The sequence below is a fragment of the Pseudomonas arvensis genome (assembly GCF_056688935.1).
Window position 1 is genome coordinate 4,453,746 of record NZ_CP162038.1, and the last position, 20,393, is coordinate 4,474,138.

Consider the following 20,393-nt stretch of genomic DNA (forward strand, 5'->3'; position numbering starts at 1 on the left):
CGCACTTGCAAATTCCATATTCATACAAAGAGCGATCGATATGTATCACTACGAAGATACGCCCACGTTGCGCGATTACTACGCTGCCTTAGAGCGCATGATAAAATGCGAGACTCTCATTGTTCAACCAGGCACTCGTATATCGCGTAAAACAGTTGCTCTTGAAGCAAGCAGAAGCGAAAGCGCAATCAAACGAAACCGTGCGGTATTCGACAATCTGAACGCCGCAATCGATAGTGCAGCAAAACAACAAGCTGAGAAGCAGGCACCTGGCGCGAGAAAAGTATCTGAAGCTAATCAGCGCCTTCGTGCAGCCAAAGCCAAGTCTGTTTGCTACAAGGAGCTTTATGAGCATGCACTTGCACGAGAGTTAATGTTGCTTCTGCACATTGATGAATTGGAACGATTACTCGGGAACCGAGCCAATGTCGTCCCGTTCGATTTTGGTCGCAAGCGGTGAATTCCGCCTGCGCTTCAGTTTACTGATTAAAACCTTTGCTCAGGGAAATGCACGCAGCCTCGTAGGGCGGTGAAGCTGTAACCCGGCACCATAAATCACCTTATGCGTGACTGCCTGTAGCTCGCCCGCTCATCCTGTTAGAAAAGTGATTGATCGTGATCAGCCTATAATAGAAAAACCTGTATGAAATTACACCAACCCCTGATTTTCCAAATACGCTTTCACTTCCTCCATTCCTCTGCTGGCCACTCCGGAAAGCTGGTCCCTTGCAATACGCTGAAGAGGCAGTGGTCCGGCTTTTGATATCCATCCTCAAACCAGCGGAGTCTGGATGCCGGCTGTCCTGTTCGGCGCGCGAAATCAGCCGGTCTGCGGAGAACCGGACCCTCGTGAATCAACTTGGTATATCCACCAGCCTTTTATCTTGGCGTGAGCAGATGCGCCGGTATGCCCGTATCAGCTGAAACGGCGTCGCTCATTTCAGCGAGTTCGAGTGTCGGATCGTCACCATTCCTTCACACGACTATTACAGTGATGAAAGCTGATGGGATGGGCTTTGACGATGGAGGCTTTGGATTGTTTGCTCCAAACCTGTAGCGTAACGATTGAATTCAGCCACCGCATATCTAAGAAATCGCTCATCGACGATGATGTTGTTGAAAGGGTTTACCTCTACTCCCTCTGTTCTCTCAATTGCTTTGACTAACCTTTTCTCAAATTCGGACTTCTTCTCTTTTTTGCAGAAAACCTTATGATAATCAGTGGCTATCCCATCATTGTGAGTCATAATATTTCTAATCATTGTCAGATGATCAATATCATTTATGTCCTTGGCACCAAATCCTTTCTTTAGTATCGCGTGAGCTTTTTCAATCGGACCCTTGCATTTCAACTCGCCGCTGAAATTGGCAAGCCCTATCATCAAATCAAGGCAGCCACTTATTCGATGCTCAAACAAACCGAACATCGTGAGATAAGCCGACCGGCGAGTTAGGTCAGCTATCAATGATTTGTATTCTAGCTTAACTTCGTCATCGTCATACCCAACACACGATCCGCAAGAATAGTACGTTCGAGTTCGTGAATAGCTTTCGCCATTCTCATCATACGCCTCTTCTTCAAAGTGGCCTTCTTTCACTGTGTCAGATTCATCTGCTGCATCAAGCGCGAGCTGCACATTCTTTTCGGCCTGTTCGGCAAGCATTGTCATAATTGAAATAGATGAGGTCAATTCGAAGAGCTTGACGCTAAACATAAAATCCAAGATTGCCATAGTGATTCCTTTTTTTAAAAATTTGTAAAGCGCAAACGCTTTCGGACATTCGAAATCTGTTCTGGATCGGTTTAGAGCCAACTCTGAGAACGTTATGAACACGTTCAGAATAAAATCTGAAAGCGTTGACAGCGTGGCATGAGGCTTATTCCTACAATGTGCTTGCCTCAGCACAGTGTTGCCTCGTGGATGCTTGATCTGCGCGCATTCTTGATAAACATGGCAGTTCCATCGTGGCGCATAAATGGGGCATCGCCCTTGAAGTTTACGACCGATCTCGCCCCAAACCTTCAACAACTAAAAAATTAGCCGCAGCAGCCTCTAAGGCTGCGCCTGGCGTCAATCTGCTAGTGGTCATGATCATTCCCCGGCTTAGGCTGGTCCCATCACGATCTGCCCTCCAAATAGCCCCTACTAGCTCTCTAATCACGTCTGGTCCAACAGGACGATGGAGAGACCAACATTTACACTGGACCACCCACGACTGGCCATCCTGATCCACTGCGAATAGGTCGACACCACCATCACCATCACGGTTTGCGGACTGGTGAATGACCGTTTTTCCTTGCTCTTGTAGATACCTGGCACAGGCCTTCTCAAAATCGAACCAGGCCGGTCTGCTTCCGACCGGGGTAGCGCTCATCTCCTCGAAGATCATCCGCGACGCAGATCGACTTCTGTAAACTTTCAGCCGCTCGGTCAGGCCACCAATACCACGCTCATGTGGCCGAACAAACGTGAATCCTTGAGGTAGCGATAGGCCGTAACGCTGAGCTAAAAATCGTTGCGTCGCCGAAGCATTATCGGCACGCCGGATGTGAGAGCTGACCTTATGCTTTGATCTAGCTTGTAGCGGCATGCTGTCAACCGGGGGCCTGTCATTTCTCAAATGGCCGTATCGAACTCTCGGGAGATAGATGACGGTCTGCGCCTTCCTCTGCTGTCCGCGTGAGCGCGAGCGATGTGCTTCGGCACTAAATACGCTTTCGCGGTCCTCAACCACCAAGAAATCACGAACAATAGCCGCAGCAATGAGCTGCAAACTGACTTCTGCGTCGTCATTCCACTCAGTCTCATCACCGGAATGACGTATCAGTTGTAAGCCGCTTATACGTGGGGTGCCGTTACCCAAACCAATCGCAACGTGGAAATAACGATCATTGCCGTCGAGAAAATGGCAGGAGAACTCACCGTCTTGTTCGAAAACTCTTAGGGCAACAAAGGGGCCGAATTTAATCTCAACCCTAGCTCCCCAAGGAATCGACCATTGGCGAGCCTCCTGAGCTTCATGAAGGAGCTGTAGTGCTCGCTCGTAGGCTTCCTCAACAGATCCCTCAACTCGAACCGACTCCAGCGCTTGGTTGACAATACTCAACGGTGCAGGCAAATCTGTAGGACCAAACCATTCTCCAGCATCCAACAGATCTACAAACTCCAATCCACTCTGCCAGAGAGTGTCTAGGTCCTCTCTCAGACATGACGCATCCAGTGGGATAGTCCGCAAACCTAATTCGGAATTACCGAGGTTTTTTAGCCACGGCCTTTTTGCTCCTAATTCGGTGATCCTAGGATCTAGTAACGCGGCTTCTAGGCTGTGCTGTAACGCTCCTGCGATAAGAAAGTCGCCAGTTTCACGCAGACGCTTCATGAAACTTGCCGAAAACGCGAAAATGTCAGCCGGGGTATTGAGCAGGGAGACAGCAGCCTCGTGCGCCAGTTTTGCATCGGTGTCAGTGCCTAAAACTCTTTCGAGCCAACACTTCAATGTAAAGTGTTGCTGGAGGAGTTCACCTATGGCCTCGTCGATGATCCCGCCGTAGCGCCACTCGCCATGGGCATCAAAAATACAGGGCTCTTCGCCCGCCTCAGTGCGCTGCCGGATGGCAAGAATAAACCCTGCGGCACGCGCACGTTTATGATGGAAGTGTTTTGCCCAACCAGCAGTTTTCTTGTCACTTTCCTCTAGATCACTGGTCCAAGGGCCGTTACCTTGGAGCGTCGCCCATACATCACTAACTGTGTCAGCCCATAACGGAACCTCATTGTCCCAGTCACGATTTGTCCTCTCCATAGCATCGAATCGGACGCCTTGTCTCGAATAGGGTATTCCCGGAATAGGAAACGTCCATTGACGCTGTAGTGCCCGAGTAGAGGGAACGCGAGGCCCTTTTGGGTCACCCACGGAGAAAACTGCGTCAAACCAACCGCTATAAGTACCGGTTGGATGCGCCATGCACACTCTGAATCGCCCGCTCGATCGAAAGGCACACACCACAGGGTCTTCGGACGGAGCCATCCAGCGAACATGAGGAGTGGGCTCCTTCAAGCCCATAGCCGTAAGACTGAAAATGCATGAGGGAGATGTGTTCCATCTCCAGCCAAGCAGACCGATTCTACCAGCCTGTCGATAAAGGGTAGGACGCTTGATGTCACGTGTGACCAACACGATCCAAGGTATGCCATCCTCGGAAATGCCTGATGGCCCCAAATAAAGCTGTCCGATGGTTGCGTGAAGAAAAGGAGCAACTAATTCGACAAGCGATTTTCTTGGGATGGGCTGATAAGGTGTAGGGTTACCGAAAGCGACTGGCAATTCCTTCCTGATATCTTCGTCATCGTCCATGCGTGTATTAGTCATCCAGAATACCGTTTCAACTGGCGCGGCTGACCTTCAGGTCAACACATGCACTCCTAAATCGCTACCGAGCTAGCGGTGCTGGGCTATGCAAGCGCTCCATTACCAATCAGTGAAATCAAGAATATTCGCCTGCCTTATGAGATCAAAATGCTCTGTACGCAGGATCTGTTGCCAGAAGCGCTCGCGCGCCGCTTGGCTGCCAGCGCCTTCCCATTCAACAACCCTTATTGCAGCTGTTCTGGCATATGCCGCCAGCACCTCATTCAGGTGGGTATCTCCCCCTGAATATCCGAACACTATTATTTCCTCGACTTCGTGGCAGCAGTCGTGGAGATATTCCCAGTAGGTAGAAAGCACATCAGAAGCGTCAATAACTGATCGTTTGTGAGTCACGTGCGTCAGGACGATGTGGTTAGAAATTTCAGCTGAATTCATAGTGAGCATAGCCCGTGTCATCTTACGAGCTGCGCCCAATCGATCATCGTAGAAGAGTGGAGAGCCATGAAGATGCAAATAGTAACCGAAGTTGTTGCCATAACGGCGTACGAGGGTATCGGTGCCAAAGCCCCCATCAGTCATACCATCAACTAGACAGCCTCTATAGCCGTTCATGAAGCCAGCATCAATAAACGCACCGTAGAGCAGCCGATCATAATTCAATGTGGCGATATTTGACCTAGTGTCACGAACAAAATCAAAGAGTGGATCCAAGAAAGCATTAGGTAAAGGATCGTCATAGATGTGTAGATCTGACGCGACCCTATGAATGTATTTGGCTACAGCAGCGGGAAATTCTTGTCCTTCGTCTGACAGCCAGTGAACTTCGTCGTCACCAGTTTTATTGAGCATATTGCATGCCGCGACAACAACATGAAGGGTGTCGAGCTGATCTTCCCCCTCAGGAGCATTGCGATCATCGCCAATACAGCGAGCTACCAGTGCTTTTTGATGGGCTGGAAGATGGTGAGGGTGATCCCATACATCGCCAAGCGCTCGACTTAACGAAAAGTGCTGGGCGTCCAATGCCATTCCCAGGCCGTTCCCAAAAATCAGCGTTTTCCTTGGCATGCTCCCTCCTTGACTTTTTCGTTCATTGCTCGCCAGGAGCCTAGATCAAAAAGCTATCATTTGATAGACCAGTATAAGCAGTGACGGGAAGGCGCGCTGATGGGTCCCGATGGAGCACGGTGGGCTGGAACAAGCCAATGAGCATATTCCGCATAGAGGCTCTGTATGACCCCAGACCGATATGAGATGCGACTAGCAATGAAGTCGGAATCTCTCGATCAGCTTCATGACCGGGTGCTGTACGTCAAAAGTGGACATTTTCGCTCTGCGGTATAGGTAATACTTGGTCAATGCTTGGATATAGGGGCACCTAGACTACATACCATAGGTAGGACGGGTATCGATTCCCATCCGACCAGAATCCCGCCCCTTTCAAAAGGTAGTGGACTATGTTTTGAAGTAGCACGGACGTTACCGGTTTGTGAAGAGTTACCTGGAGCGGTAGTCCAATTCCCCATATCCCATCCAGCAAGATCGTGTACATAGACCGAGCTGGGAGTGGGATGCTGAGTTGTTCTGAATTTATTATCAGGCCCGTAAGAATAGATAAGCCGATTGTAGCCATTATGTATGGCTGGTGAAGGTGCGACGTTATGTAGCTTAGTGACTCCGCCATGGTGGGGGGCAATTACAGCGACTGGCGGAAAATATTGGAAAGACTTGGGAAAATGGCTATAAGCGCAGTCGCCCGTTAGGAGCCAGCTTGCAGAGAACTTTGAGTCGTTATTTTCAACTGCCAAAATTATGCCTGAGTTGTTTCGCGAAGTGCCAATTCCGAGTGCAAATTTCATCAGTTGTCCGCTAGGCAGTATCGACGACCCTACGGCATTTTCGGGCATGTCCAAGACCAATATTCTTCCCCCATGAGAAATTATTTCATGAGCAAAGCTTTTATGTACCGCATCCAACTGTTGTCGTGGAACTACCCAAGTTAAGGGTAAAGCTAGGGGTTTAATGCGCAATGCCCCAGCCCAATGATCCTGATCCCAGTGAGATAAAATTACCAAGGGATTGTTGCAAGTGCAAAATGCCAGAGCTGGCGGAGCGGTTGACACATGAGCGCCTATCCCGCACCCCATATCGAAATATACGGCTGGGCATTTTTCGTTTACACTTGAAATTAACGCATTAGCATTACCTTGTCCCACATCGTAAATCGCCAAGTAGTCAGCGCTATAGACGCGGCGCGCTAGCTCTTGCTCAAGCTGCAATGGGGAAATTATGTCAGAAGTTGCTAATGAAAACTCGTTATTAAGTTTATCTTGATGAGCACGATTGATTTTTGTGGTCACTAACGTTGCGTCGATAGGCGACTTAAATAGACTTGTATAAATCTTCGCATTACCTGCACCAGCTCCCTGATCAAGTATATGGATGTTAAACCAATTGTTTTCGTAAAAAAGTTCAAGCGCCTCTAAATTATTGAAGCCTTCATTTTGAACGGTGGTTTCAATTTCGACTCTAAAGATGACAGAATCTTCATAAGGGTTTTTTTTGAAACTGCTGAGCGGTTCCATCAGTCGATAGTTCTGATTTCTCTGAATACCACAACTATGTAAATGTTTCTTTAAGATCGCATTATATGAAATGATCAATCGCCCATCTTGCTCATTCAAAAGTTCAATATCATCAACTCTCCCATAAGCCTCACCATCTTCAAAGTCTATAGTCCTAAAATCGGCGTCCTTGTCAAAAAAATAATTCACAACCGGCATCCTTGTTCGTCAACTCACAAATATGGGACAGAAATTAAATTTCTAAATATTCAAGACTGCAAGTCTGTAATTATTGAAATTGGTCCTTCATTAAACCCAACTAAGTCTCCGCCATCTATAAATTTCTCTAGAAAATCAAATACTATATCGATAGGACTGGACCACATTCTCTTTAATTCTTGAACAAAGAAAGCAAATTCATCATCAGGGCATCTATACTTCATTTCTGGACCATACAAAAATAAAAATTTCAGACAGTTCAGCGTTTCCAGAAAGTCACTAATGAAGAAATGGGATTTTTCAAAAATAAGATGAACTCTAGGAATGCCATTATGATTAGACTCCTCGAAGTATATGAGTTTTTGATCCCCCTCGACTACACCAATACCAAAAACGCAAAATTCTTGTTTTTTCCCCCAAAAAGTTTCCGTTCTTAACTTATTGCCATAATTCCCTTCAACCTCACCAAAAATTGCAACAGAACCTCCGTTCAAAATATTGTCTAGCACCAAGCAAAGATCCGAATATCCAATTAGATTGGATAAAGCCCCTTTCATTTCTTTAAAAGGAAAAATTTCCGTAAAGCGATTCGATAATTTATAGCTAAGCTGCGAGTCATTTCCGGAAACGTAGAGGGAGAACTGATCTAGATCTTTATTAAAGCAGACTCCGTATAAGTCCTCCAGCCTCTCCACGAGTTCAGAAATAATATGACCGCCAATTTTCTGATTAAACAAGCTAGCGAAAAAATACTGTACACCCCAATTGCGAATGTAGTTTTCGACTTGATCAAAAAAGTTCGGAGGCAGATTCCCTCTCATCAAACTCAAAGACCAGAAAGGGTACTCTTTAAACCCTCTAGGTGAATGCATCATGTTTTTGTGGTTATCCATGCATTTTAAGATGCTGTAGAAATGCGTGGCCCAGTAAGATCGCTGATCCGCTATTATAATTGGGCTTATCGGTGTCAGTATACTTTTTTTACCGCTTCTCATATAGCACCAGAATATTCCTTATTCTTTCCGACCATGTAGATCACCCAATGTAACGATATTATCGCCTCTAGATTACGTCTCAGACGTCTTAGTTCAATCTGGATCAGGTGATTTCCCCCTATGTGCCTTGTAATGGCCATATTTAACTTTTCTCTATTAATTACATAAGGCGTCCTGAATGCGGATTCTGGATGTTTGATCGGTTGTAGACTTAGATTGGCAGCTTAGCGGCGGCCTGGCAAGTGGCCATCATTAAGCTGCTAAAATTAAGTAGTGCGGTCAGCCTCAAGCGTTTACTTACACGCCGTGTGAGAGACTGTCTGGCCTGCATCAACCCCCTATGAACGGCCGTTACGGGACGATTTCCGCCTGTCGGGAAGGTCTAAAACCGGCCAAAAGCAGTCGCTCAGATGTATCCTCAATAGGTATGCGATACCAGAACCGGTGGCAACAACCTCTATGACAGCAACGGCAAGGGCACCAGTGGATAACGCTGTACAGGCCACTTATCACATCACCTACATACAGACCTTTACTTTACATAAAATGGTCATGTGTTCGATACAGAGTAGCCCGTGAGGATGACCCTGGACCTCGCCTGAACCAGTCACTCCATGAAATATGATCCAAGCCCAAGATTTGGATAGCTCCCGCTCGGGTTGTTGAAAACGTAGGTGCAGCTCTGGCCGACCTGAGGAGCTTCGTCTGTTTCGACCCAATCGGAATCACTGATGAATGCAATGCACGCCAGATGCTTATGACGATCGTTAGTCATCAACTCTTCGGAGAACACTGAGAGCAGGTTTGGCTGTACCTTGCATACCGCTATCATCCTATCGCTGTCCATCCCTTCAAGACGTATGACCAAACAGCCAGGTCGCTTCCCACTCATCTGTTTTCGAATGGCGTGTTTTGCAGAATCCTCCCACGCTTTCAAAGTGCGGTGGTCTTCCTCACTCGCGACTGTCAGCAGAACACAAGCAAGTTTCGGCGTGGTGGCGATAAGTCTCATCGACTCCATCACCCCCGCATGGTTCTGGACGTGATTGCTGAACAGTTCAGCGAGATGAGCTTGATCCTTGATTTCGCCCGGCGCGAATGGCTCAATCGAAAGCTTTTCCAAGGAAAACAATCCATCGCCGCCAACAGCATTATTGTGGATGGCAGCGCAAACTTTATTGCGCAAATCCTTCAACTCGGTAGTTGCTGTGGGTAGTCGCTTTGGCACGGTGATCGAGACGCCAACCATTGCGCCATGAGAAAGTGTAGGGGATAGCGATGTCAGGAGTTCTGCCAGGAAGCCCATGGCCTCTTTCTGTGGAATTCTCAGACCCTTGTCAGAAGAGAACGACTTACATTCGACCTCAAAGGCATCCTGGCCCCCTCCACTAGCAAGAATATCGAAGGTGTCGACGTTCTTAGGAGTCGCCTCAGGCCATTCTACTGTGAGTCCTCTGCGGTGGAGGCCAATCGCCACATGCAGTTCAAGGACCATCGCCCGAAGATCGGTCGGGTTATTGAATGCACCAGCAACTCGACCTGCGAGGCTGCTGCGACCAGACTGGGCCTCAGCATCACAAAGGGAATTAACCTGAATCGCAAATGCCATGGCGGCCTTCACAGCTTCCCATGACTCGATCTCCATTGCCCCAACACCAGCATCGAACCAGGTCAGGCCATAGGCGATATAATTTTCGGCGACCAGGAGTTGGGTCGAAATGGGCTTGGCTTTGATCTCGTGTTCCAAGCTCTGTGTACGCTTGAGCCAAGGTTTTTTTGGAAGTCGTGTGACCAGCCGGGCATAGATCAAAGGAAAGTCATCAGCGTACATTTCGGTGATCATAGGCATACCGGAGCTTGGGGGGTCGAAAACGTACACTAGGAGAAGCAGCCGCGCACGCACAGTGCAATCTTCAAAGGCGGAATCATCATAGCCGATCGGCATTGCGCCATTAGTGTTTAGACTGAGCCCCCAATGGCTCGTATCGGCCAGAAACGGGAATCGTCTCTACAATGGTGCCCTGACTCTGAACGAGACGAAGGTAGCGTACAACCTTGGCTACAGGTAGAGCGAGCAGAACTGATGGCTTGGTAGTTACGCTTCTGCGTAAGATCAAGCGTCCAGCTAAACAGGGAGATCTGTAATGAAATCATTGAGGCGACACCGCGACCGCCTACCCATTTTGGGTTGCTGGCCACAGCAGTGGGTCAAAGATGACACCGTCTGGCATATGTTTGAGTTACAACTGAAGCCGGACGGAAATGTTGATTGGTATCTTCGTCGGGATGATGTTGCCCATGGCGGCTACGGCCCGATTACCTATCAAAATTACGACGCGGCCGTGAACGAAGCCAAATCTACAAATCTCCTGCTTAAATATACTGTAAACGATCTTGCGTTAAATTCTGAACAAGCCGCTTCGATACGTTTGAAAGTGCAGAAGGCGCTGACGGCTGAAGAGCGGTTGATGAGCGAGGAAAGGCTCATGTTGATGGAGGCTATCAAGCGTCATGCGGCGGACCCTAGGCCTAGACTGGAAGACCTGACGGTCTTGAATGGTAGCGACGTTCTACGAACAGAGCTGCATAAACGCCTACTGCAATACCCCTATGTGCAGCTAGTTTTTTTGGTGCGATACAGCTCACTTCTTGAATGCGAAGGTAACTTCACTTGGCGCAACATTGGAGCTAATAGTCACAGGGTAGGCATCTACGCTTACCGCGAGAAAATCGCGCGAGGGTTTGGGATGAGTGGTACTGACCACTGGGGGCAAACCAAAGCTGCAATTCGCGACGCGCTTCTTCCGCGCGCAAACAAGTTGCTACACCTTGCCAGCGTGAAACTGTTGCTCGCAGATGCGTTGCGTCGAGGGCAGCGGGTTTTGATCGTGGGTAGTTTCGTGTTCTGGTACGAAAATGGCCCTGTTCCGCAGTGGGTAGTGAAGCAAGTAGGTGCTTCGGGTAAGTCCGAGACTGGAGAGGCGATGTGGCTTGAAGGTACGATACTATCCAAGAACCATGGCCGAATCGTTGTGCTGCCTTACATCAAAGAAAACGGGGAGCGAGTGCAGGGACATACCAAAAATGCACCTCATGACGGTAAAGCTCTACCGCGTCACCCGAATGACTACGTCGAACTTCCATTTGAAGTTCTGAAAGGGGATTTAATGTACAGCCTATTCGGTGAATTAAATTACGAATAATGGATTAGTAGCGAAAAAAGATTTGACTAAGATAACCATTGATAAATTACGACAAGGTCGCTATCTGCCGATGACAGCCGGAAGCAGATAGCCGCTTTAGACCCATGGCGAGTGAAGACCCAAATTATCCTTCAAAGAAAACGCCCCTCAGCCATGCGCTTCGATGAAAATATGGGCAGCCACAGTCTAGGCTACATCCGAGATCTCGCAGTGCTTTCTCGATACACAGTCAAAACATACTAACTGCCGCGGATCACTCGTAGGCTATCTGCGACCATCGGGGCCGCCTCCTCCGACCACGAAAATGGCGACGTAAATGCACTGGCACCCGCATAGTCTACAATCGGAAACTTTTGCAGATTTCATCCTTTAGCTCCATCAGACGGCCGCCAGATCACGAGCCCAATCACCTCCACACGCCCAGCACTAGGCTTTAGTCAGTGATTTAGTATCCCGAAGCTTGTTTTCGCATCGCTAGAAGTACGCGTAGATTGGCAATGAGAGGCCTAGCTTCAAACCCACTGGTTACCCGGGCGCTGAGTCAAAAATCGAGACGTCTAAACCTAGAAAAAATTCGGAATGTATTGCCAATTTTGAAAAAATGAGTTAACAGAGAAAGGCAATCCGCCAGCGCTCTGCGCTTAACGTTGCCTAGGTTAGGGATAACCATTCTCAGCTCGCATTGCTGTGCATGCCGTTACTCTAGCAAGGGGCTCAGGGAAGGGAAGACTATGCCAGTTAGCGTTCGCGTGTTGAAAGCGTTTCACGGCGATTGCATATTTATAACCGTTGAGTTAGGAACAGTCACGGAGAGAATTTTGATCGATGGGGGTCCACAGACTACCTTCGGAGCCTCTCCACAGGGAGAACTCAGAGCCCTACTTAATGAGCTAGAAGCTCAGGATAAAAAAATTGATCTTGTCATACTCACTCATGTTGACGATGACCATATAGGTGGCTTGATAAAGGCTTTTGAGGTCAACGACGGTCTGAGCAAGCTTGCACGCAAAGTAATTTTTAATTCTGGGCGACTTATCCACGAACACTTCAAAGTCCCGATAGACCCTAGCAAAGAAATACCAGGAAATTTCACCCAATCCAAAAACACCTCAATTACTCAAGGGAACACACTAGAGCGATTACTAAAAAACCTTGGGGTATGGCATAAAAGCGTAATAAAGCAAGGTGATACAAACTCTCTTGAAAGCTGCCAGTTAATATTTCTAACACCTAACGAGGGGGAGCTAAAGAAACTGCTTGTAAAATGGGAAAAAGAACAACCAAGTCCCTTCACCTCTGCGTCAAACACCGATTGGAAAAAGAGCTACAAAGAGCTTCTTGAGCAAGACACATTCAAGGAGGATAACTCAACAACAAACGGTAGCTCTATCTCTTTCATTTTAAAAGTGGGCGAGCAAAATTTTCTGTTTTTAGGTGATGCTCATCCGACCAGTATCATCCAAGGTTTAGCAACGCTGGGATACGACTCCAAAACCCCTATCAAGGCGGAAATAGTAAAACTTTCGCATCACGGTAGCAAAGGTAACACCAGCTTTGAACTACTGAACGCAATAGACTGCTTGAACTACATAGTTAGCACTGATGCAAGTCGACACAGCCTACCAAACAAGACAACTTTTGCACGAATTCACAGTATAAATTCAAACTCAGTGATATTCTTCAATTATAAATCAGTAATATCAAGCATTTACACGAATGAAGAACTGACTCAGTTGAGAGGTCATGTCATGGCACTACCTGGAGAGCTGAGCTTTGCCTGAGCAAATTGAAAAAATACGCTCGCATGTTGTGATGGTTAACGACGGAAGCGGCGTACTAATCCAACCAGCGTTTGGCGACCACAGCTACATACTCACTGCCAAACACGTGCTGGAAACTGATGAGAACTCGGGAGAATACCATGGCATCAGTGAAATCACCGTAATAGGAATGAACGGAGATACAATTGATTTAGCAGAATGTGTACTCAGCACTGATAATGACATTGCAATATTGGTCACAAGTACTAAGCTAGACTCCAACCTGCAAATTGCAGTATCAAAACCGGAGAGAAACAAAAGAGTCCTTTATTACGGATATCCTGCTACCCGTCGGGCCCTAGAACCTCGGGATAAATTAAGGGGGTACCCAGGGCAAATCACTGAAGTTGAAGGAGACAGATTTTCTTTAGCACTTGACGGGGAGCCACTTTGGGGTGAAGTAGCTGGGGCCTCTGGCGGGGGCGTATTCGTCGAGATTGGGGGGGATATTTTTCTCCAGGGAATTGAGTCGCGAGTCGAAGGCGTTGTCGACCGTGAGTTTCATGGAAGGGTGATCTGTACTCCCATAGCTATGATCGAAAAGATCATCTCGGAGGCAAGGCTCGAAAAGATACACCCTCCATCTATGACTAGTTTTATTGGGCTAGTAGACAAGACATTCCGTTGCTTCGCACAAGCCGAAGACCCGAACAACCTTATATTCCTCATAAGTCAACTTCAAGAGCGCGGATACCTGCTCAGTTCAGCGAATGGAATAAACCCTCTTACGCTTTATGAAAAGTTCAAGAAGAAGCTATTAGTCAACGATTGCCCAGAGCAGAATCTTTACAATGAGGAGCTTTGGATAGCATATTTTGAGTTCTTAATAATCAGCTGCTTAATAGATGATATTGAGTTTGACTCTGTCGATTTTTCGTACATTGACGAAAACTCCACCCGACGAAGATTTTTGTTTTCGACAGATCAAGAAAACTGGGTGTGGAAGCTGATGGATATCTTTCGATCCGATTTTCGAGGACTTAAACGCGGCGGGAAAATTGTAGTCAGCAGTGGGGATAGCGCCCCAAAGCATGAAGCTCGCCCGTCGTCTTTAGAAAGGGTTGTTGTTGATATCGGACGCAGACAAAAGAGTGAAATCATGGTCGACTCGGGAATCACAAATCCAGCAATTGACTTTAAAGTTTATAACTTAACAGGCTTACATAGACTTTGCGTAGTGAATGACGACGAACAATTCTCTGAGTACTACGCCGGGAACGAGCAATACGGAAATGTTGAATTAATGGCCTTAGTCAAAGAACTCTATAATGCATATATCTAAATCTGCGCAAAGCATCGAGTTTTTATCAGCACAGTTCCCCCGTGCCGCTTTTTCTCTGTATAGGTCAGAACCAGAAAATTACATTAGCTGTTTTGTTTGTTGGATCAAAGACGAAGCCGACCTGCTGTTCTTATGGAAAAAAGTAGCCAGCGTCATCGCTTACGAATATCAGAGCGAACTGGAGAGTAAATTTGATGCATGGAATATATACCTTGCATTTGTAACTCCATCCAGCATTGCTAAAACTACAAAATATGAGATTGAGAATGACAAATTCTCTATGCGGAAGCTTGTAGTTTCAGAAGCCCAAAGTACTTTCGACACTGAAACGCATTTAAATAATGAGATTTTAGGTTCTGATTTAAAGCTCAGCCCCGTATTCTCATATTCGCCTCGAAAAGATGAAGCGGAAGTAACCCAGTTACAAAATATTTTAAATCAGCTGATATCAGATAAGAAGTCAAACCCAACCCTTTCTTCGGAAAACGTTCTCTATTTGGCAAAGTGGATTACCGACAATGAAATTTAAATCTGTGGATATTGTAGGTTTTCGTGCATACGCTGAGGAAGGAGATGGGACATTCGACTTTACGAACGCAGATGGCAAAGTCTCGAATTTTATTTCCCTATATGCTCCAAACGGGTTTGGGAAAAGCTCTTTTTACGACGCCATGGAATGGGCAATAACTAATAATATCGGTCGCTATATCCGAGATAGCCAGCGCACAAGTAATGATTCGGCATCACTCTACTTAAATACGAGCGAGTCATCCCAAAGAATACTCAAAAATCGGTATATTGATGAGAAAGCTCCATCGTACGTAAAGGTACGCACAACTGGAAACAAAGACTTTGATCGTACGGTCAGGCGTCCTGCCGTGGGACAGCGCGACTACACATATGACCCAGCGCGAACAGACAAAACGACTAAACATTTAGCAGACATTTTCTTATCACAAGATGCAATTGATGCCTTCTTAAAAGAAGAACGTCCGGAGCAACGTTATGATCGCTTCATGGGAGCCTTTGGAGGGAATGACGAAAAGTATCGCAACAGTCTATTTACATCAATTAGGTCCTGTAGCCGAGAGCTAAAACTGCTCAGCGATACAATATCATCCCTTGAAGAAAATTTACTCGAGCCGACTTTGGAATTTAGCGTCGACGAAGTCAACAAGGCTATAGCCGAAATAAACCTCGGTGGCGGCAGCTTTCCTCAAATTGGAAGTTCGTTTTCGGAACTGGAGCAAACTACATTACTATCACTGTTCTCGAAACGCGTAATAGAATTAAATACGGAGTTAACGTCTGTAGCTCAGCAGAGTCAGGCGGTTGAATACTGCGTGGGAAGTCTGCCTCAACTTACACAATATCGTGATCACCGTACCAAACTCAAATCTGACCTCACAAAAATCCATGCAAACCGAGATGACATTAGCTCTCTCTCTAAAGCGCTAGATACCAAAAGTAATTTAGAACAACGGCTTCGAAGCCTTGTTGATGAAACTCAGCTAATTTCGCTTATCCTGTCCAATCAGCAACAACTCACCCAGATCATTGAAAACATTGCCGACTATAAAGAGAAGATTTCTACAATAGACAGAGAACTCATCGACAGAAATATTTCTAATAATACGAGCACCCAGGCAGCGGAGTCGTTACGCAGTGAGCGAATCAATAATGACACACAACTGGCGTCTTTATTTGACGAATTATCCAAAATCGAAGTTCAGTTCGCAGAAATTGATTTACAAGAAAAATTCATCCTTGCTCTCAATTCTAAGATCACCGAGTCAGAGAGGCGAACTACCACTGCGCACGCTCTAAAAAAATCGCTACAGGAAGAACTCTCGAAGTATTCAAGCCTCACCGTGGGAAAATCGGTAATTTCCGACGATGCTCAAGCCCTGCTTAAGCCAGACCCCGCATTTTTAATAAATTATCATCAGCACTTAGAGCAGAAGGACGACGTCCAGGAGCAAATCAGAACACTAGACGCGAACGCCAAAGACTTGAGCGGACAATCCGCTGATCTTTTTTCTCTAATGAGCATGGCCAAAACCCTCTTATCAAAAACTCTATCTGATGCATGCCCGGTCTGTAACGCGCAATATGAATCACACACAGCTCTTTTGGAAAAAATCCAATCGAACGGAAGCATCGAAGCCGCGCTTCACTCGCTCTTAAAAAGCAGAGCTGACCTTGAGAAAAGACTTTTTCAGATTGACGATTTTCTTGAACGCGGGCACAACTATCTAACCTCTCTGAAATCAAATGCGGTCGCAAATATCAGCGAGCGGCTATCAAATGCGGATGCTGAGGTCGCCCGCCTAGATCATGGGTTGGAAGACATAAGGAATGAGCAGGCAGTTAAATCCGAAAACTTGCATAGACTCAGAGCAGGCGCTCGAAATCTCAGCAAGGACGAGTACATCACTTATATAAACAATGCTATATCCAGTATTAGAGCGTCTATCGTTAAAATAGACAAAAGCCTTGAAGAGGTTCTCGCCTCAAACAAAATAGCCTTTGAAAATACCGGTAACATAGCTTCAAACAGGGCTGAGATTCTGGCCAAACTGGAGGCCAACGAAAACAATGACACATACAACTTATACAAAGACCTGAAAGCAAAGTACATACTTCAGGACGGAAATATTGCTGACATCTTTTTACCAATTCACAACGATCTAACTGAAGCTCAAAGCACCCTACACAAAGAAATCACCGCAACATCCGACACAGTTACACAGCTTCGAAATACTCTGGCTAAGTCAGAGGAATATTCATCTGAGCCTCCGCTTCTAGAAAAATTAGTTTCGCTGACTGAAGAGTTACGTCAGGTTGAAGATGCAGCGACGCGAATAGAGGCGCTGCTTAGCCCTTTTGTTAATGACTTCAGCGCACCTACTGAATCACTACACAAAGAATTGCAGATCACAAAAGCTGATCTGGATAAAAAAACATCTAACGCTTCGGCCTCATTGATGCTCACTAACATTATTCAAGCTCAAATCGAGAATGTCTTACCTTTCTTTAAATATAGAGAGCTGAGGACTAAGATTGAGTCAGACAGGGAGACAAAAAACCAAATCGAGACTCTATCTATCTCGCTGGATCGTGAACTGAAAAAAGTTGAGGGCAAACTGAAGGAGCGTATCGACAACTTTTTTTACACCGACCTAATCACATCTATATATAGAAAAATAGACCCTCATCCATTTTTCAAAATCGTAAGATTTGAATGCATGTTTCCAAATGAAGATAAACCTAGACTAGAGGTATATCTTTATGAAGATGAGCTGAGCCAGCCAATCTCCCCAGCGCTTTACTTCAGCTCCGCACAGTTAAACATACTTAGCCTCAGCATTTTTCTCGCAAAAGCGCTGCATATTGAGCATGACGGTGATCCGGTAAGGGCGATACTAATTGACGACCCCATTCATTCAATGGACTCGATCAACGTCCTTTCGGTCATAGACTTATTAAGAAACATATCCATTAACTTTGATCGACAAATAATCCTCTCGACACATGATGAAAACTTCTACGAGCTTCTTAAACTCAAGGTACCAGAAGAACAATTTGGATCAAAATTCATAAAGTTTAAGTCGTTCGGAGTTGTGCATGCCGATGGTAATAGCGATTAACTCCTGACAACGCTCCGAAACTTAACTGTACAAGCCGCTCAGGTTGCTTGGGCGGTGTACGTAAAGTTTTTTCATATATTTCGTTAGCAGATAACTGTTAGCGCAGAAGCGAGTCAGCCTCCTCGCCAAATCTTGAAATTACGCTTGCGGGTGATCACCTGGTTGCTGTCAATCAGGAGCAGCTGCTGATTTCATACCGCGACCGAGGCTATGCCAAGCATGTTTTAAACGTAAGCGCTCCATAAACCCCACATTCAAAGCACTCAACTGATCCCCGATGCTGTGCTCCTGATTCCTTTCCGGAGCCAGCACCTGATGATGCGAGCCGACGCCAAAATCGAAAAAGTCTATCTCTACCCCAAGCCCGTGGACTTCTGAAAATCCATCGACGGCCTCTCAGCATTGGTCAAGCTGGATATAAAAGTGGCAGCGTTCGACCCGGTACTTTTCGTTTTCCTCAACAGATCCCGCAACAGCGGGAAGATTTTGTAATGGGCGCGCAACGGCCTCTGCCTTTGGCTCAAGCGCCTGAACGTATCTGATTACACGCGATGCGTGCAAATAGCTCGACAACTTAAACTTACTCTTTTTGAGCCTTCAGAATGCCGTCCGCTAAGGAAATTGAATACTCCGTCGACGTTAATTTGAAATCCGACCCGGTATTGGGTCAAGGCCCAACGATCCCGATCAATGAAAAAGCGCAAACGGTTGCTGCTTTCCGACCGTAATACAATCGCCCGGCTCGCATTTGAGATTATCATGATCACTTGCATCAGGTACTCTCGAAAGCAATGTGCTAATTATGCATATTGCTTTTTTATGCCTAGGCTGCTAGGTAGACCACTTTGGGGATCCGTATCTACCCGCGAACTCCTTCCATGAGCACTGAACGTGCCCCAATCGCAGGTCAACATTGACCCATCGGATTTCATTCCATCGCAGCTCATCCGTAGCCAGCAGCGAAACAATAAACGATCTAAGACTTCGTAAAAATTCGGGCATTTCATAGGGCTAACCAGGTCAGGCCGTTTTGATGCTGCGCTTGAGGGGGTGTGCTCTTTGCGATTCTTAACGCCTTAACGTTCATCCGGGTCTACCTGAACGTTGTACTCCCGCAGTAAATCGTTAATGGCGCCAACAATCCTCGGCTCTCTGATCAACTCCAGAGTGGTGTAGGACACAGCAACGGCAATCTTCATCGCCTCCAGTGCCAAGCTCATTGGATCGAAAGGCCAAATTTGAATCCGACTAACGGTCTCATCCCTAAACGCGCACGTCTCGACTACGATGATGGATGACGAGATTTGACCCCAGCGCTCAAGGCTAACCCCATATGTTCGTTGAGGTCGGTCAGCGAGCATAGTGTGCTTGTCCAAAAAACTGTCGCCCACTTGAGCGCAACCCTCCGGATCGAAGTTCTTGACATATACATCGGTGAGACGCGGCGATGAAACGCACGAGCGAAGCACCGGCCATGGGGTTCGACCGTCATTCAACGTATACTCCTCGCTGAAATGATGGAGCAGTCGTCGCAAAAGGTCTGGGTGATTAGCCATTATGAGGGTTGAGCAGTCAGTCATTTTTGAGTTCGCTTGTGCCAAGCCAATCGCGAGCAAGCCCATGAAGCAGTTCGATCAGCTTTTGGTACTCAGCTAGCGTTCTAAGTTCGCTGGGTGCTTTGTTGCCAAACTCAGGGTGCCTCTGCTGCCACCAGCGCTCTGTCATCTCCCTGTGTGTGGTGTAGAGATCTAAGACTCGGACGATCACATCTGTTCGAATATCAGCGATCACTCGCTCTTCACTTTCCGCGACGGCTGCACGGCGAGGCTCCGAAGGGTTGGAATCGAACAAAACAGTCCGCTTATAACTACCCCAGTGTCCATCCACATCTCCGCTCAAAATATTGCCAGCAACGGTCTCCACCAGATAGCGTGGGAGGCCTCGCTTAGGTTTGAGCCGCGTAATCCGAGTTACGCGCCCTAAGCCGTAAGCTCCCTCATGCGCTGAACCAGCATCAGTTGGAGACAAAACTTGGATTGTGTCGATTGATACGCCCTCCTCTTTCCCACTCAAGACTCGGTCGAGCAGCGCTAGACTTGAGGTCATCATCATCCGATGCTCTGGGAAATCTGTGAGGCGCGCGCCCAAGTAGCAGGCTTTCGCGCAGTAAAGTTCGGAGTCCAAAGAATGCAAGACGTAGTCGTAGAAGGTTTCGCTAGAGACACCACCGCCCGAGGGCACTTTAAAGTGGGTTTGAAACACGACATGGATCCTCATCGCTTAGAAGTT

14 protein-coding genes are annotated in these 20,393 nt (G+C 46.9%); 7 read left to right on the plus strand and 7 right to left on the minus strand.

From position 1 onward, the window contains the following. The first annotated feature begins 40 nt into the window (after positions 1–40). Positions 41–460, plus strand: coding sequence for a hypothetical protein (locus AB3G88_RS20025; RefSeq protein WP_480451313.1), 420 nt, complete (start codon positions 41–43; stop codon positions 458–460). Between the two features lie 526 nt (positions 461–986). Here the strand turns inward: AB3G88_RS20025 and AB3G88_RS20030 are convergent. The 6 genes from AB3G88_RS20030 to AB3G88_RS20055 form a co-directional block, all read right to left on the minus strand. Further along, entirely contained in the window at positions 987–1,733 is a 747-nt protein-coding gene (locus AB3G88_RS20030) for a hypothetical protein (protein WP_480451315.1), read from the minus strand. Between the two features lie 265 nt (positions 1,734–1,998). Then, positions 1,999–4,356, minus strand: a complete 2,358-nt coding sequence (locus AB3G88_RS20035; RefSeq protein ID WP_480451317.1) for a restriction endonuclease — start codon at positions 4,354–4,356, stop codon at positions 1,999–2,001. Between the two features lie 114 nt (positions 4,357–4,470). Continuing rightward, the gene (locus AB3G88_RS20040) at positions 4,471–5,439 is read right to left on the minus strand and encodes a hypothetical protein (protein WP_480451319.1); all 969 of its coding nucleotides are present in this window, start codon (positions 5,437–5,439) and stop codon (positions 4,471–4,473) included. A 287-nt stretch (positions 5,440–5,726) separates the two neighbouring features. Further along, positions 5,727–7,145 (minus strand): ComEC/Rec2 family competence protein, encoded by a 1,419-nt coding sequence (locus AB3G88_RS20045; RefSeq protein ID WP_480451321.1) that lies wholly within the window; start codon positions 7,143–7,145, stop codon positions 5,727–5,729. A gap of 59 nt (positions 7,146–7,204) precedes the next feature. Further along, positions 7,205–8,029 carry a hypothetical protein gene (locus AB3G88_RS20050; RefSeq protein ID WP_480451323.1) on the minus strand — a complete coding sequence of 275 codons (825 nt, stop codon included), beginning with the start codon at positions 8,027–8,029 and terminating at the stop codon, positions 7,205–7,207. Between the two features lie 727 nt (positions 8,030–8,756). Next, a complete protein-coding gene (locus tag AB3G88_RS20055) occupies positions 8,757–9,992 on the minus strand; it encodes a hypothetical protein (RefSeq protein ID WP_480451325.1) in 1,236 nt (411 codons plus the stop codon). A 301-nt stretch (positions 9,993–10,293) separates the two neighbouring features. Between AB3G88_RS20055 and AB3G88_RS20060 the strand changes: the two genes are divergently transcribed. The 6 genes from AB3G88_RS20060 to AB3G88_RS20085 all read left to right on the plus strand — a co-directional run bounded on the left by AB3G88_RS20060 (position 10,294) and on the right by AB3G88_RS20085 (position 18,596). Then, positions 10,294–11,352, plus strand: a complete 1,059-nt coding sequence (locus tag AB3G88_RS20060; protein WP_480451326.1) for a hypothetical protein — start codon at positions 10,294–10,296, stop codon at positions 11,350–11,352. Positions 11,353–12,083: 731 nt separating this feature from the next. Then, a complete protein-coding gene (locus tag AB3G88_RS20065) occupies positions 12,084–13,133 on the plus strand; it encodes a ComEC/Rec2 family competence protein (RefSeq protein WP_480451328.1) in 1,050 nt (349 codons plus the stop codon). Beyond that, positions 13,126–14,454: an ABC-three component system protein gene (locus tag AB3G88_RS20070; RefSeq protein WP_480451330.1), complete on the plus strand. Its 1,329-nt coding sequence runs from the start codon at positions 13,126–13,128 to the stop codon at positions 14,452–14,454. Before AB3G88_RS20065 ends, AB3G88_RS20070 begins: the two co-directional genes overlap by 8 nt. Next, complete coding sequence (locus tag AB3G88_RS20075; RefSeq protein WP_480451332.1) at positions 14,441–14,983, plus strand: ABC-three component system middle component 1; 543 nt, start codon at positions 14,441–14,443, stop codon at positions 14,981–14,983. The genes AB3G88_RS20070 and AB3G88_RS20075 overlap by 14 nt, the downstream gene beginning before the upstream one ends. Next, positions 14,973–18,104 (plus strand): ATP-binding protein, encoded by a 3,132-nt coding sequence (locus AB3G88_RS20080; RefSeq protein ID WP_480451334.1) that lies wholly within the window; start codon positions 14,973–14,975, stop codon positions 18,102–18,104. Before AB3G88_RS20075 ends, AB3G88_RS20080 begins: the two co-directional genes overlap by 11 nt. A 384-nt stretch (positions 18,105–18,488) precedes the next feature. Then, positions 18,489–18,596, plus strand: coding sequence for a transposase family protein (locus tag AB3G88_RS20085; protein ID WP_480454459.1), 108 nt, complete (start codon positions 18,489–18,491; stop codon positions 18,594–18,596). A gap of 1,080 nt (positions 18,597–19,676) precedes the next feature. Here the strand turns inward: AB3G88_RS20085 and AB3G88_RS20090 are convergent. After that, a complete protein-coding gene (locus AB3G88_RS20090) occupies positions 19,677–20,366 on the minus strand; it encodes a hypothetical protein (RefSeq protein WP_480451336.1) in 690 nt (229 codons plus the stop codon). Between the last annotated feature and the right edge of the window lie 27 nt (positions 20,367–20,393).

Coding starts and splice junctions, on each gene's coding strand:
- AB3G88_RS20025 (WP_480451313.1), top strand. CDS start 41: ATGTATCACTACGAAGATACGCCCACGTTGCGCGATTACTACGCTGCC.
- AB3G88_RS20030 (WP_480451315.1), bottom strand. CDS start 1,733: ATGGCAATCTTGGATTTTATGTTTAGCGTCAAGCTCTTCGAATTGACC.
- AB3G88_RS20035 (WP_480451317.1), bottom strand. CDS start 4,356: ATGGACGATGACGAAGATATCAGGAAGGAATTGCCAGTCGCTTTCGGT.
- AB3G88_RS20040 (WP_480451319.1), bottom strand. CDS start 5,439: ATGCCAAGGAAAACGCTGATTTTTGGGAACGGCCTGGGAATGGCATTG.
- AB3G88_RS20050 (WP_480451323.1), bottom strand. CDS start 8,029: ATGATGCATTCACCTAGAGGGTTTAAAGAGTACCCTTTCTGGTCTTTG.
- AB3G88_RS20055 (WP_480451325.1), bottom strand. CDS start 9,992: ATGATCACCGAAATGTACGCTGATGACTTTCCTTTGATCTATGCCCGG.
- AB3G88_RS20060 (WP_480451326.1), top strand. CDS start 10,294: ATGAAATCATTGAGGCGACACCGCGACCGCCTACCCATTTTGGGTTGC.
- AB3G88_RS20065 (WP_480451328.1), top strand. CDS start 12,084: ATGCCAGTTAGCGTTCGCGTGTTGAAAGCGTTTCACGGCGATTGCATA.
- AB3G88_RS20075 (WP_480451332.1), top strand. CDS start 14,441: ATGCATATATCTAAATCTGCGCAAAGCATCGAGTTTTTATCAGCACAG.
- AB3G88_RS20080 (WP_480451334.1), top strand. CDS start 14,973: ATGAAATTTAAATCTGTGGATATTGTAGGTTTTCGTGCATACGCTGAG.